This is a genomic window from Leptospira bandrabouensis, from assembly GCF_004770905.1.
GTDB classification, from domain to species: domain Bacteria; phylum Spirochaetota; class Leptospiria; order Leptospirales; family Leptospiraceae; genus Leptospira_A; species Leptospira_A bandrabouensis.
Genome location: NZ_RQHT01000015.1, coordinates 94,806 through 109,524 on the forward strand (window position 1 = coordinate 94,806; position 14,719 = coordinate 109,524).

Annotated in this window: 14 protein-coding genes; 2 read left to right on the forward strand and 12 right to left on the reverse strand. The window is 31.6% G+C overall.

Annotated features, from left to right (window positions below; translation table 11 throughout):
- Positions 1 to 756 carry a glycosyltransferase family 2 protein gene (locus EHR07_RS18010; RefSeq protein WP_135746600.1) on the reverse strand — a complete coding sequence of 252 codons (756 nt, stop codon included), beginning with the start codon at positions 754 to 756 and terminating at the stop codon, positions 1 to 3.
- 516 nt (positions 757 to 1,272) lie between these two features.
- On the opposite strand from EHR07_RS18010, the gene EHR07_RS18015 reads away from it, so the two are divergent.
- On the forward strand, positions 1,273 to 2,358 hold the full coding sequence (locus tag EHR07_RS18015) for a hypothetical protein (protein WP_135746423.1): 1,086 nt from the start codon (positions 1,273 to 1,275) through the stop codon (positions 2,356 to 2,358).
- Between the two features lie 31 nt (positions 2,359 to 2,389).
- Here the strand turns inward: EHR07_RS18015 and EHR07_RS18020 are convergent, their stop codons facing one another.
- From EHR07_RS18020 to rfbC, 9 genes are all read right to left on the reverse strand, one after another.
- Positions 2,390 to 3,127: an FkbM family methyltransferase gene (locus tag EHR07_RS18020; RefSeq protein ID WP_135746424.1), complete on the reverse strand. Its 738-nt coding sequence runs from the start codon at positions 3,125 to 3,127 to the stop codon at positions 2,390 to 2,392.
- 30 nt (positions 3,128 to 3,157) lie between these two features.
- Entirely contained in the window at positions 3,158 to 4,441 is a 1,284-nt protein-coding gene (locus EHR07_RS18025) for a glycosyltransferase family 2 protein (RefSeq protein WP_135746425.1), read from the reverse strand.
- A 238-nt stretch (positions 4,442 to 4,679) separates the two neighbouring features.
- Entirely contained in the window at positions 4,680 to 5,597 is a 918-nt protein-coding gene (locus tag EHR07_RS18030; RefSeq protein ID WP_135746426.1) for a glycosyltransferase family 2 protein, read from the reverse strand.
- A complete protein-coding gene (locus EHR07_RS18035) occupies positions 5,594 to 7,009 on the reverse strand; it encodes a glycosyltransferase family protein (protein WP_167882466.1) in 1,416 nt (471 codons plus the stop codon). Before EHR07_RS18035 ends, EHR07_RS18030 begins: the two co-directional genes overlap by 4 nt.
- A gap of 47 nt (positions 7,010 to 7,056) precedes the next feature.
- Complete coding sequence (locus EHR07_RS18040; RefSeq protein WP_135746428.1) at positions 7,057 to 7,824, reverse strand: glycosyltransferase family 2 protein; 768 nt, start codon at positions 7,822 to 7,824, stop codon at positions 7,057 to 7,059.
- Positions 7,824 to 8,693: a dTDP-4-dehydrorhamnose reductase gene (rfbD, locus tag EHR07_RS18045; protein WP_135746429.1), complete on the reverse strand. Its 870-nt coding sequence runs from the start codon at positions 8,691 to 8,693 to the stop codon at positions 7,824 to 7,826. Before rfbD ends, EHR07_RS18040 begins: the two co-directional genes overlap by 1 nt.
- A gap of 20 nt (positions 8,694 to 8,713) precedes the next feature.
- Positions 8,714 to 9,592 carry a glucose-1-phosphate thymidylyltransferase RfbA gene (gene rfbA / locus EHR07_RS18050; protein ID WP_135746430.1) on the reverse strand — a complete coding sequence of 293 codons (879 nt, stop codon included), beginning with the start codon at positions 9,590 to 9,592 and terminating at the stop codon, positions 8,714 to 8,716.
- A 2-nt stretch (positions 9,593 to 9,594) separates the two neighbouring features.
- The gene (gene rfbB / locus EHR07_RS18055) at positions 9,595 to 10,650 is read right to left on the reverse strand and encodes a dTDP-glucose 4,6-dehydratase (RefSeq protein ID WP_135746431.1); all 1,056 of its coding nucleotides are present in this window, start codon (positions 10,648 to 10,650) and stop codon (positions 9,595 to 9,597) included.
- A 93-nt stretch (positions 10,651 to 10,743) separates the two neighbouring features.
- Positions 10,744 to 11,292: a dTDP-4-dehydrorhamnose 3,5-epimerase gene (gene rfbC, locus EHR07_RS18060; RefSeq protein ID WP_135746601.1), complete on the reverse strand. Its 549-nt coding sequence runs from the start codon at positions 11,290 to 11,292 to the stop codon at positions 10,744 to 10,746.
- Positions 11,293 to 11,512: 220 nt separating this feature from the next.
- Between rfbC and EHR07_RS18065 the strand changes: the two genes are divergently transcribed.
- A complete protein-coding gene (locus EHR07_RS18065; RefSeq protein WP_135746432.1) occupies positions 11,513 to 12,301 on the forward strand; it encodes a glycosyltransferase family 2 protein in 789 nt (262 codons plus the stop codon).
- 128 nt (positions 12,302 to 12,429) lie between these two features.
- Here EHR07_RS18065 and EHR07_RS18070 read toward each other — a convergent pair whose 3' ends face one another.
- Both EHR07_RS18070 and EHR07_RS18075 read right to left on the reverse strand, forming a co-directional pair.
- On the reverse strand, positions 12,430 to 13,782 hold the full coding sequence (locus EHR07_RS18070) for a DUF8201 family protein (RefSeq protein WP_135746433.1): 1,353 nt from the start codon (positions 13,780 to 13,782) through the stop codon (positions 12,430 to 12,432).
- On the reverse strand, positions 13,779 to 14,666 hold the full coding sequence (locus EHR07_RS18075) for a glycosyl transferase (protein ID WP_135746434.1): 888 nt from the start codon (positions 14,664 to 14,666) through the stop codon (positions 13,779 to 13,781). The genes EHR07_RS18070 and EHR07_RS18075 overlap by 4 nt, the downstream gene beginning before the upstream one ends.
- Between the last annotated feature and the right edge of the window lie 53 nt (positions 14,667 to 14,719).

The following is a 14,719-nucleotide window of genomic DNA, read 5'->3' on the forward strand; positions in this document are numbered from 1 at the left end:
TTACAGCCAATTGGCGGTTTTAGGTATATATTTTTCAGGCATTCCTTTAAGGAAAAAATCATTTTTAGAAACTAACAAATTAAAGTATAAAATGTGTCTTAACGCTGCGACTCCATCTTTCCAAGTAATTTTCTTTCCTTCAAGATAATTCCTAGGGTAGTAAGAAATAGGAAATTCTTGAACTCTAATCTTCAGTCTTGCTAGTTTTGCGGTAATTTCAGGCTCAAAACCGAAGCGTTTTGATTCAAGATTAACATTCTGTATAATCTCAGCCTTAAATGCTTTATAACATGTCTCCATATCCGTCAAATACAAGCCGCTAAGAAAATTAGATAGAATAGTCAATACTCTGTTGATCAAATAATGAAAAGTTCGATGTACTTGCCGGCCATCTTTTTTAAAACGTGAACCAAAAACAACATCTGCTTTTCCACGTAATATCGGCTCGATCAAAAGTGGAATTTCGTCCATATCATATTCAAAATCTGCATCTTGAATAATGATTACATCACCTGTTGCTTCCGCAATTCCCCTATGTAAAGCAGCGCCCTTCCCTTGATTTTTCTCTTGAACAAGAATTTTATATTTTGATTGAAATTTGAACGATTGCAGTATAGATAGCGAATTATCTCTGGAAGCATCGTCAATGAACACTAGCTCTTTTTGAGAGGGCAGTTTTAAGGCATCAATTTTTTCCAAAAAATCCTGCAAATGTGCGGACTCATTATAAATAGGAATAATTAGGGATGTCGACATCGTCCCCTTAGAATTAGTTGCAACTTTTTGATTAGCCATACCTAGGTTTCTAGAATTGTTAAGGTTTCATTTGAGTCAACGGTTTATTGAAATATAGCCAATACTTGTTTATCAATAATAGATATTACCAAACTGCAAATTCCTAAAAAATCTTTTTACTTGTACTATTTTTTCTTTTCGGCAATTGTTTATTATTTAATTTAGTTAACTTTGGTCAAATGGACTGAGAACTTAATTTAGAAAGTAACTTCTCTACGCTATATTATGAAATTATTTGCCTTTTCTGTCGTTATCTCCCTACACCTAGTTCTTTCTATTTTAAATACTGGGACAGTCACACCTTACGGATCTACCTGTGGCTGGTTCTTATATGACTCCGAATGCAACCAAATTGCAAACATAGACCATACACACTTTGAAGCGGTCTTCAAATTTCTAGACGGCGCCCCCATATACGAAATTTCATTTAGCGTCGTTCTAAGACGGATACTATATTACCTTATTGCGTATCCATTTATGAAAGTTTTTGGATTCTTCTTAGGTGGCGTATTATCCAATTTTTTGATATACCTTCTCTTCTATTATTTTCTTTATTTTTCAAATTTTAGCAAACAATTCAATCCATATTACACTTCATTCCTATTAGTAACCTATCCCGGAATTTATTATTTTATAGGATTACCATACTCTTATAACCTAACAGTAATTGGAAGTATAATCATTGGATACTTAATCTATACTCTTTACCAGAAAACTTCAAATTTTAAGTTTTTAAAAATCTCCTTTATAATTGGTATTTTATTTACAGGTTACGATTTTCATATTTGGTTTTTAATACCATTTCTATTGACAATATTTTATTATAAATTTTCTACTTGGATCAAAGGCACAATTCTACTGCTCATCCCTAGCTTTGCAGTAAACTTGTTATTATCAAATGTATTTGGGATTAAACTTGAAAATTCAAACACAAACATCTATGCAAACACGCTGGATGGCCTTAAAAGTATTTTTAACTTAGCAATTGATTATGATTTTATCTCAAATTTCATAATGACTTTTGGAAAAATACTTCTTTCCAGCACATTCATTATTATACCTAGCATATTAACTCTATATTTTTGTATTATATTCTTAGTAAAAAGAGATTTTCGATTTATAAGAAAGCACTTTGCATTTCTAGCAATATTCATTAGTATTACTTTACTATTCGTTGTAATCAATATTTACCAAGGCAAAGGTACTGGCCAATGGGATTTTCGTGGGGACTGGATAGCAAGAATATACCAAGGCTTTATTGCAGCTTATGTCCTTGGTTTTGCATTAAAAGATAAAGTTTCCGATAAAATAAAAACAGCTATCCTGATTATCATAGTTATTTCAAACGCTACAATAATCATATCGCCATACTTTCAACCAAAACTTGCTTCAAAAGTATATTACTTATTTTACCGACATGGAGATGAAAACCAACTGTTTTTCACCTTAAAGATTTTAAAACCGACGAGTAATTTAACCTGCGATCCAAAAAATCTCAGATTGATAAAATTCAATGACCAAAATGATTTAAAATACTTGGAAAGTATTTCCTCAATTAAATAACCAAGATAAAAAACATACTGAAAGGAAACCGTTACTGAAAATTTAGTAACACCTCGTTTGAATGGCTCATAATTAAAGTTGTATAGAAATGATCGTTTACTGCTTGCTCCGGATTATCAAGTAATTTATAATGAAAGCCTAACTTCGACATCTCCACTAACCACTCATCCGGATTTACTCCAACCTGTCTCATTCCGGAAGGCCAAAATTCAGAAAATAAAACAAGATGTGCTGAATTATTTTTAATGGTTTTAAGCATTCCTCTTATAGCAACTGGATCATAACCTTGAAAATCGGTTTTGATAAGCCGAACCTTTTTTATCTGAATTTCATCCAATAAATCATCTAGTGAATAAGCTTTCACTGAAACAAAATCTCGATTTTCGTCAGTTTTATATACCCGGTGATCCACATTCAAATCACTCGATAAGTATAAATTCATAACACCAGTTTTATCTGATAAGGCAGCATTGATAGGAATAATGTTTTTTCTATTACCGTATCTAACGCAAAGAAGATTAAAATTAATTAAATCTGGTTCGATAGAGACAACAATTCCATTTTCTCCAACTAACTCAGAAAATAAATCTGTATAAAACCCTATGTTTGCTCCACCATCGATTATAACATCACCTTCTTTAATAATTTTTCGAAAATATGCAATTTCCTTTCGCTCAAAAAATCTTTTGTATAAAAAATATAATGGAACATAAAGGAAATACATTTTCTTTTTAAAAAGAGAATTAAAAATTCTAAATAAAACAAACATTTTGTTAAGACTACCTATCCTTAAACTTACCTATACGAATTTGATTTTCCTAGCCGCAAAGATTAACATTGCAAACAATATGGCTCCATGTCTCCATCTGGAGATGTTTGTGTCACCGTATACTCTTTCCCGGTAAGGAATAGGAACTTCAACAATCTTTAAGCCCATTCTTGCTGAACCAAAGATTAAATCAAAGTCACCAAACGGATCAAAATCACCGAAAAATTTTCTATTTTTAGAAAGTTGTATGTAGTTCTCTCGCGAAATTACTTTCGTACCACACAAAGTATCCTTAAACCTTTGCCCTAAGACGAAAGAAAAAGCTACAGCAAAAAATTTGTTACCAAGAATATTAAAAAAACGCATAGCTCTCTTTTCCATTGGATACACTAACCTAGAACCATTTATATATTCACCTTTTCCTTCAACAATAGCTTTGTAAAATTTAGGTAATTCTTCTGGTGGTACAGTTAAGTCTGCATCCAATATCATCAATATCTCATTTGATGCCATTTGAAATCCTTTCCTTACTGCATCCCCTTTTCCTTTTCCATCTTGCTGGGAATTTTTGATTTTTAAATGCCCTCTATATTTTTTTGTCTCTGAACATATTTTATCCCAAGTTTTATCCTTAGAATGTCCTTCGATGAAAATTAACTCATCATGAGGTCCCATCTTTGGAATTCTCCTCAAAATTTCTTCTATATTTCCCTCTTCATTTCTTGCAGCCACTACAATGGAAACTGAAGGTTTTTTTGCCGGAGATTTTTTTTCGCTATAAACTAACTTGGCGATACTCAGATTAACCAACGTTAAGTTTTTAAACAGAGGAAGAGGTGCAACATACCGATTAATTAAATTACTAATTAACGGAATGTAAATTGGTAATAATACTTTCTGATCGTTTCTTACTAATTCAAAACCGGAAAGTAAAAGAAAATTTTCCATATCTTCATGGCTAATCCAATTTTGTTCTGCGGTTTTAGATCTCAAACCCAAAAAAGTACCTAATTTTACAATGGGTTTCCAAAGTGAGCTGTAATAAACGATCATTAACCGAGTCTTTGGCTGAAAATGTAAACTTAAATTTTCTAGGTAACTCTGAATGTCATTTTCATAATGCAAAGAACCATTCAACAGTACATAATCAGCCTTTTTAATATCTTTTAATCCGTCTTTTTTTAGATTAAAATAGTTTCCTCTAAAATAACTTTCTAGCGGACTTTTCCGTTCAGAAATTTCCATCAGAATATTATCTGACAAACAATAAAGAGAAATGTATTTATGTAATAGTCTGTAAAAGTAACCTTTCATTCAGCATCCTTTTGAATTAAGTATCCAATATTTAGTTCAACAATTAATTTTTGAACAAAGACAATGAAATTGCCTCAAAATTGACCCAAATGTATTTCTGACAGTTTGACTCAATTAACATTCGTTTCTTTATAAAATACAATTGGTACAGGTTTTCTTATTTTGTAAGGATTCCCAAAAATCAAGTTTTATAAATTCGATTCCAATTGTAACTACAATTAAACATACACCAAGAAAATTAATCTTCGCTTAATTGTCCGCTTTTCCCTATGATACCATGATATATCCCCAAAATCATCTTATAACTATGACTTAGAGGATTTTTCGTAAATAATGAATAAAAAACAAATTTCAGTACTAGACGGTAGGCATCTATGAATTTCCAGTTTACAGGAACCCATGACTCTTTATATAAAAGGATTGCATTCCTAAAGTGATAATAGTGCCTTAAAGGTGAATGTATTGGTATGAATTTCTTTCCAAATTTAATAGGATTATCACCCAAACTATGCTCCATCAATGCAGAACAAACTCCGAAATTTAATAACCCTTTATTCCGAGCCCTCAATCCCCACTCAATATCCACATAATCAATAAAGAGATCTTCTCTCATTCCACCAATAATATTTACCCCAAACATAGATACTAAACTTCCAGAAGAAATTACATAATCTACTTCCACAATACTATCAAAGGATTCACAATTACATCTCTCTAATGTCAAAAATCCAAACTTAATGAACGGAGGTGGATTATTCTGCCTAGAATCTAAATACCTTGCACCTAAAATTCCTATTTTATCAAAGCCAATATCTAATGATAATTTTTGATGTGCCTTCAATAGATTCTCAATTAGGTGCTGATCTGGCGAGCTATCTTGATCGAAAAAAAGTACATATCCTACATCAAACTTAGAAGAAATATTTAATCCTACATTCTGTGCTTTTGCGATACCATAGTTTTTATCTAACTTCTCAAGAATTATAGAATATTTTTTAACGATACTTTCCAAATCTGAATAAGAAGTATCTTTGTAAAAATTATCGACAACAATAATCTTTTCACTCTTTTTGTATATGTTTCTTATTAAATTTTCTAATACATCTAAGTTCGGATTAAATGTAACAATTATAGTTGCAACTGATTGGTTATTCATACAATACGAAAGCCTTTAATAAATGATTTTCGATTCACTATTTTCAGATGAATCGCTTTTAGAGAAAAATAACACAACTTAAGCAAAGTTTTCAAACCATCCAAAATTTTAAATTTCAATGTGCTTTTAAACTTACTCGATTTATTTTTATATTCTAACGAAGCAGAAGCCAAAAAACCGGATACATCGCTAATTTTAAAATCATTATCCAATTTAGTTTCATCTAAATTTCCATCCATAACCTCTAGATATTCTTTTTTATAAAACGATTTCATCGCAGCCATTGAATTTAAACTTTCGACATCCATCGTTTTTTTAACATAATCGATTTGATCTCTTTTTTGATTCAATTCTACTAACTTCAATATTAGAGAATTTTTATCCATCGACTCAATTACCCACCCAGCCTTGTATCTCAATATTCTTTCCGCCTGGGCACCCAAATTAAAGCATATAACAGGAATCCTGTTTTGGACAAGCTCACTAATCGTATAAGAAAATGATTCAGCTGTTATCGATAGTTGTAAAGAAATATCATATTGATTCTCTGTAAGTATTTGATGTATAGTTTCTTGGGTATAATTACCACGATATATTACATTCGGTATTCTAGATGGAGTAGAACCCCAAAGTTCAAATTCACAAAAATTTAAAACTTTTTTCTCACTACAAATACCTTTTAATATCTTTAAACCCTTATGATCGGTTATATTTCCCAAAAGAAGTATCTTGAGTTTTTTTCCATATTTTTCAGGCAAAAAAATACTTTTTGTCCAATCGACCTTAACTAACTTTTCATGGCCATGTTCAAAAACACGAAGGGAAGGAAACGAACCAAAAACTTTGGAAATATAATTCTCCATAGATATACTTGGTATAAAAATTCGTTTCGATGCTTTCAAAACTTTTAGATACAATAACCTATGTTCAAATAGGTATTTAGGTGCTAATTTTAATTTTCTCATACATCCAAAGTATTCATCTGACTGATCAGAATTTGGTAAACAAGCACCACAAAAAACGCCTTTAGTATTTAACAAATTTATTGTTGGGCATACGGAGAAATAATCATGTAAAGTAACTACATAAGGAACCTCAAATGGACTAATTACACTAAACAAATTTCCTGTATGTAGAAAATGGTGAAAATGAATTAAATCTATTTTGAAAATATTGCATACCAAACGAAAAAGAGTATTCGGTTCTTTAAAAATCAATGAACTGATTGGGTTAATTTCTAAATTGTATCGAAAAAAATATGATTGAGTGACTCCGTTTGCGAGAAATTCGTGAATATATATTCCATCTTCAGTTAATTTTGCTAAAAATATTGCGAACTCATCTTCCTCTCTAAAGCATTTTACCAAATCTTCTACATGTTTCTCAGTTCCACCGCCCCAATTATGATTCACAAACAGTATATTTCTTTTTTGATTAGTCATAGATTTGAATTATATATCTAGGAAAATATTAATTTAAAGATAACCTTCACTTTCAGAAAAAGCGAATGCAATATTAGTTTAAATTTATATACAGTCGGAAAATGAATTAACTTTATTTTCAAAAGTTCTTTGGTAAGTAATTTTAGATTTTTAGGATTGGAAGATAAACCAGTCATATCGTAGTTTACAATTGTTTTATCAAAATGATTTTTTTTAATTTTTTCATCCTTCCATAATGTATAAAACATTTTATGATCGCTACAAAACTTTAGCTTTAAATCAAATAAACCAAAAACAGGAAACAAATCTTTTTTAAAAAAGACAACTTGGTGACACAATACACTGTTTAACCAATAGTCAAAAGTAATTTGATCCGGATATATCCTCTCGACTACTTGGTCAGGATATACCAAATTCACATTTCCATATACTACATCCCCAACGTAATTATGTTGCACAAAAGATTCCAAAACATCTGGTCCCGAAAAGCTATCACCTGCGTTAAGAAAAATTATATATTCTCCCAAAGCTTGCTTAATACCTTTATTCTGAGCATCATATATGCCGCTATCAGGCTCATGTATAATACAGTTAATTGAGTTTAACTGACTTTTTATAAAGTCGTAGGACCCATCCGTGGAACCTCCGTCAACGACTACTAATTGAAAATTTTTATATGTTTGGTTTCTTATAGAATCAATGGTTTTTATTAGACCATCTAAGTTATTCTTATTTATTGTTATTATAGTGAACTTATATTTCTCTTTAACTTGAAATATATTCATTATAATACAGCACTATCTAAAACTAACTGTGAAAGCCTAGTGCGCCAGTGAAATTTTTCGAATTCAAAATCTTTAAAAAATTTCTGTTTATTTAAAACACTATAATGAGGTCTATCAACCAAGCTCCCACCGTAATCCTTAGTAGAAACAGGAATAACGGAGCAACTCAATCCATATTCCTTAATAATTTCAAAGGCAAAATCATACCAACTAGCAATTCCTTCATTCGTAAAATGATAAATTCCTTTTTGTTTAGAAATAGCAGCAAGAAAACTTGCCCGTGCGATATCGCCAGCCCAAGTTGGAGTCCCGATTTGATCATCCACGACATTGAGTTGTTTTTTTTCTCTACCCAACTTAGCAATAGTTTTGAAAAAGTTTTTTCCAAATTTAGAATATACCCAGGATGTTCTGATTATTATAGCATCAGCATCTTCCTGCATTACTAAATCCTCACCTTTTGATTTGGTTTTTCCATAAACAGATAAAGGATTTTTTACATCTGTTTCAAGGTAAGGTAACCAATTCTTTCCATCGAAAACATAATCTGTCGAAATATGTACAAATTTAATTCCAAGTTTTTTAGTTTCTTTAGCTAGATAATACGGCCCCAAAGTATTTACAGCATATGCAAGAGCTTCTTCTTTTTCAGCCAAATCAACCGCTGTATAAGCAGCTGCGTTTATGACAGCGATTATTTCTGATTCAATTTGATTCTTAGATATAAATTCACTTAATGCACCTTCTTCAGCAATATCCAATAACTCTCTATCTAAAAATATAAAATTGTAATTTGGAACTTGATTAGAATAAACTTTCAACTCATTCCCAACTTGACCGTTGGATCCTGTTACTAAAATAGTTTTCATGATTTATCTTTTTTTTCGAACTAGTAAACAGTCTCGGTCAATATCCGTAGTAAATATTGACCATATCCATTCTTTTGAAGTGGTTCTGCAAGTTTTCGTAACTCATCTGCAGAGATATATCCCTTTCGATATGCAATTTCTTCCGGGCATGCTATCTTAAGCCCTTGCCTTCGCTCCACTGTTTCCACAAAGGTAGATGCTTCTAAAAGTGATTCATGAGTACCTGTATCTAACCAAGCAAATCCTCGTCCCATTAATTGCACGTCCAAGTGATTTTTTTCTAAATAAATACGGTTCAAATCAGTAATCTCGAGCTCGCCTCTTTTGGATGGCTTTACTTGTTTGGCAAATTCCACCACATTTGCATCGTAAAAATAAAGTCCGGTGACTGCATAATTACTCTTTGGTTTTAATGGTTTTTCTTCAATTGATATTGCACGTTTGCCTTTATCAAACTCAACTACTCCGTAACGTTCAGGATCAGTTACGTGATAAGCGAAAACGGTTGCGCCATTTTTTTTGGCAACAGCTTCTCGTAGAATGTCTTCCATCCCATGACCAAAAAAAATGTTATCTCCCAAAATAAGTGAACATGGCTCTCCACCATTTAAAAACTTTTCACCTATTAAAAAAGCCTGAGCCAGCCCATCTGGCGAAGGTTGAATTGCATACTGAATAGAAATACCCCATTGTGATCCATCACCTAACATTTCCTTAAAAAGAGGAGTTGAATCAGGCGTTGAAATGATTAGAATATCCCTAATTCCAGCCAACAACAACGTACTCAAAGGATAATATATCATCGGTTTGTCATATATTGGTAACAACTGTTTACTGATAACTTTTGTAACCGGATATAACCGAGTACCTGACCCGCCTGCTAAAATAATTCCTTTCATTTTTATTTCAATTCCTGATAAACTTTCTCATAATAATTTTTATATTCACCGGAAAGTATATCTTTCCACCAACTTTGATTTTCTAAAAACCAATCTACGGTCTCTTCTATTGCATTTTCAAAATTGTATTTAGGTTTCCATCCCAATTCAGACTCAATTTTTGTGGGATCAATGGCATAGCGGAAATCATGTCCAGCACGATCTTTCACAAATTGAATGAGATCTTTATGTGGTGCTCCTTCTGGATGTTTCTGATCCATAAGTTCACAAATTTTATAAACAATTTCTAAATTAGTTTTTTCATTTCTTGTACCAATTACATAGGTTTCACCTAGTTTACCTTTTTCCAACGCAGTAAATATCGCAGAACAATGGTCTTTCACATAGAGCCAATCTCGTATATTGTTTCCCTTTCCATAAACTGGAAGAGGTTTTCTTTGAATGCAATTTAGAATTATAAGAGGTATTAACTTTTCAGGAAAGTGAAATGGACCATAATTGTTTGAACAATTTGTAGTAATTGTGGGAAGCCCATAAGTATGAAAATATGATCTTACCAAATGATCTGAGCCCGCCTTGGATGCAGAATAAGGAGAGTTTGGAGCATAAGAGGTGGATTCGGTAAAAAAACCTTCCTTACCTAAAGTTCCATATACTTCATCTGTAGATACATGCAGAAATCGATTAAGTTTCGATTGTTGGTGCCTTTCTCGTGCTATCTCCAATAGAAAAAATGTTCCCATTACATTTGTTTTTACAAACTCTTCTGGCCCTAATATGGAGCGGTCTACATGAGATTCCGCAGCAAAGTGAACTATCTCTGTAAACTCCAAATCTTTACATGTTGTAGATAGAGCTTGTTTATCTGCTATATCTACTTTTAAAAATTGAAATCGAGAATCTGTTTTCCAACGATCTAAATTGTTTAAGTTGCCAGCGTAAGTCAATTTATCCAATACAACGACATCTATATTACTATAATTTTCTAGTATATAATGAACAAAATTAGATCCGATGAATCCAGCACCGCCAGTAATGAGAAGTTTTCTAGTATTCATTAGATACTTGCCTTTATAAAAATAGTTTGAACAAAAATTTGAACACTTGCATGAAAGATAAATGGGTTAAAGTAAAAACCATAAATACCTTACCTAAAACGGAGATGAAAAATCTTTTAAAGTTGGAAGAAGCAAATCTTTTTCAGAAACGATCATCTGGTGAATATCCATTTCCCAGTCAATTCCCAAATCAACATCATCGAATCGAAGGCCGCCTTCGTGTTCTTTGGAATATTCATTTGTTACTTTATATAAAAAGTCAGTATCATTTTCTAATGCCAAAAAACCATGAGCAAAACCGGGAGGAATCCAAAAGATATGTTTATTTTGTTCTGTGAGTAGAGCCTTTACAAACTTACCATAAGTAGGTGACTTTTTCCGAATATCGACAGCAACATCCAGGACACTACCACGTATAACACGCACTAGTTTACCTTGATCCATCGGAGGACTCTGAAAATGAAGTCCGCGAACAACACCTTTAGCGGAACGTGATTGATTGTCCTGATTAAATATGGATGGGATACCTAAACTTGCAAAACGTGAAGCCTTATATGACTCCAAAAAATAACCACGGGAATCGGTTAACACAGAAGGGACTAAAAGAAGGGGGCCTTCAATGGCAAAGGTTTTGACATCCATTGGAATCACTGTTTTTCAAATCGTCTTCTTCGACAAGAAAAATAGAAATTATTTCTCAGCTGCAAAATATCAAAGTTAGAATACAAATAGCTGCTGATCAATTTTTTATAAAATCCGTAATTTGGTAATACTATTGATTCTTTGAAATTACAAAATTGTTATTATCATTATAAGGAAAAAAACATGTTGAAAAGAATTCGAATTTTTAAAGCCTAGAGTGATGAAATTGGTTTCCTCTATTGTACTTTATCGCAACCCCAAGGATGTAGTTATTAAAGCTATTGATTCATTTTTAGAAAACCAACCAAACAGACGAATGGTCCTCGTTGATCACTCCCCTGAACCAACCCTATCCAATTTAGCATCAAACTCTCAAATTACTTATTATCACAATCCATCGAATCCTGGATTTGGCGCAGGTCACAATCTTGCCCATAGTGAAATCATCGATTCAAATAAGGATAAAAATGAAAAGTATATCATCATCCAAAATCCTGACGTCTTCATTGACCCTGGATGTATAAATACATTAATCCAAAAACTCGAAGCAAATCCAAAAATTGGATTAATTACATGCAGAGTTTTAAATCCCGATGGTAGCATACAAAAATTACTAAAAAAGGACCCGAATTTATTTGCTTTAATCACAAGAAGAATTCCATTTTTAAAAAATATCCCTATTTTTAATAAAGCACTTCAAAATTTTTTAGTAAGTGATGATTTATATCTAAGGGAAGTCGAAATACCCATTGTAAGTGGATGTTTCTTTATAATTCCGCGAATTGTATGGAATGAAATTGGTGGTTTCGATGAAAGATATTTTCTCTACTTTGAAGATTTTGATATTTGTCGAAAAGTAAGAGCCATTGGAAAACAAATCGTGTACAGCCCAGAGGCAGAAATTACTCATCTATGGACTCGTGGAGCACATACATCATTCAAACACTTACTTTACTTTGCAAAAAGTATGATTCAATATTTTAATAAGTGGGGCTGGAAAATTTGGTAACCAAATTAAAAATGTATATTCGTTATTTTAAAAAAATATATTTATTAATTACAAATGTAAATCTCTAATAATTGCACTGCATACTTTTACAATTAATATAAAGCCTAAAGAAACTTATCAAAGTAACATTAAAGCTCTATAATTTTCTTCCAATCTCCATCGATCAATTTTAAATTTCGATTCTTATAAGGATTACAGAAAATAGAAACATCCCAACATTGGTCAGCCTTTGGCTCAAAAGTCATAAACCCATACTTTGTAGGAACCCAATTTCCTTCAGTTTGAATTTTAGGAGCTTTCATTTTATCAATGAAACCAAAATCAATAAAACAAATCCTAGCCATCGAAAAAAGGATCAATAGCAAAATGATTGTTTTACTTAGGGCTACTGATTTTTTGTTAAAAAGTTTTGTAATAGAATAAGAAAAAATTGTAAATGGAAAAATCAGCAAAGTTGCATAAGAAAAACGTGGATCCGGTGCAGAAAAAAACCAAAGACTATTAATCAAAAAGAGTATAAATACAAATTCAAATAGCTTTTGATATCTGTTAGCATTTAACAAAAAACTTAATACATAAATAAATAAAAACGGTAACATTAATTTATATAAACTAATTAGATAAAACGACCCATGGATATTATTTACACTATATGTTTCATACCAATTAAAAAAATACTGCCACACGTTAGTATATTTTGCATTACCTAAACCCTGCGATAAAGCCCAAGATTTAATGGTCTCCATGTGGGACTGCGCAAGAGAAAGTGGCAACTTCCATTCAGGACTTAAAAAATCTAACTGAAGAACCGGGTATACAACGAAACCAGAAATCAAATAATTCGAAAGGATCCAAGGAGCAATAACAAACAGGCAAATAAATATATATTCGGATAATTTTTTAAAATATATCCTTCTGTTTCTTCCTAGAAAAAAAGGAACAAACATCAATGCTAAAAAAATAGAGGAAAATTTTACGGTAATCAGTATGGCAAATAAGAGAAACTCAAAGTGAAGAGATTTTCCTGGTGATTTCAAAAGAATTTTAAAAATAAATACAATAGACAAACAATAGGCAATTGTGTCTGGAGATATACTCACTATAAAAAGCGGATGCAAACTTATAGAAATTATAACTCCTAAAGCGATTATTTTATAAGCTATTTTATAGTGTGGAAGATAAAAGATTAAACTAATTAAATATGCGATCGTTCCAAAATATACAATTGGATTTAAAAGATAATGGCCAGGGACAAAGGGAATAAGTTTTTCCAAAACTGCAACTAAGTAAAAATTAGAATTATTAAATCCAATTCGGTCATGAAGATTCGCCGAACCAATAATTAACCCCTCTTGCTTTATAATTTCGACAATATGTTGGTGGTAAAGACCAGTATCATATGGCGATAAATCCTGCGAAAGATGTGGTAGAACATTCAATATCGTTAAAAAAACTAATAATATTACAAAAGTTAATCTCAAAATCTGAACAATTTCCTTAATCTAGCTTTAACTGAGTAATCTGAAATAATTCGCTTTTTTTCTTCCTTTTCAACCAATAACGCATTATAAAAAAGGACTGGTAGAGAGGATAGTTTCTCAAAATTAGAAATATTTAATTTATAGAGTAAGTCTGCAGTAAATTTTAATTGTTTAAAATAAATTTCAAATACTACATCGATTATTTCCGCATGAATCGAATAATCAGAAGAATAAGCTAAAAAACTTTTTGATAATTTAATTTCATGAAAGTGATAAAAAATCAAATTTGTCTTTCTTTGATTTTCATTGTCACTTACAAGTATAAGTTTATCAGATCGAAAAACCTCATACTTTTCAGAATTCCAAGGAGCTAAAGTGGCTCCTAAATTTTCCTGAACATACACTCCTTCAAACCTTGAGGGCCAATCATCTAAATATTTTTGATCTCCGAATTTTCCATCTTCAATGCGATTATAGCACCATTCTATACACCGATCTGCCCACCAATTTAGTGCACTAAGGCCTATATCATCTTTCTTAAATTTAATAAACTGAACACAAAAAATACCAGATGTGTTCGTTTGATCATATTTGGGATGATAGTTATGAGGAGTTAAAAATACAGATTTAGCTATATCTTCAGGAAACAACAAATCAGGATTTGAAAAAAAGAATAAGTCAGCATCAACATACGTACAGCTTGGTAGTTGATATTTTTCAATACAAAACTTGATGATCCAAGGTGTCAAAGTCCAACAATATTCGCCCAATGTTCTACTTGGTTTGATTTCAAGCAAAGTTTGATTTTCAACCATATCTAAAGAAATTGCGGTTACTCGATCAGCATACATTTTCTCGATAGCGAATTTTACGTTTTCGTCCATACATAGAACATATATATGGGAATTCGTGTCATGCTCTAATAAAGAGGAAATCA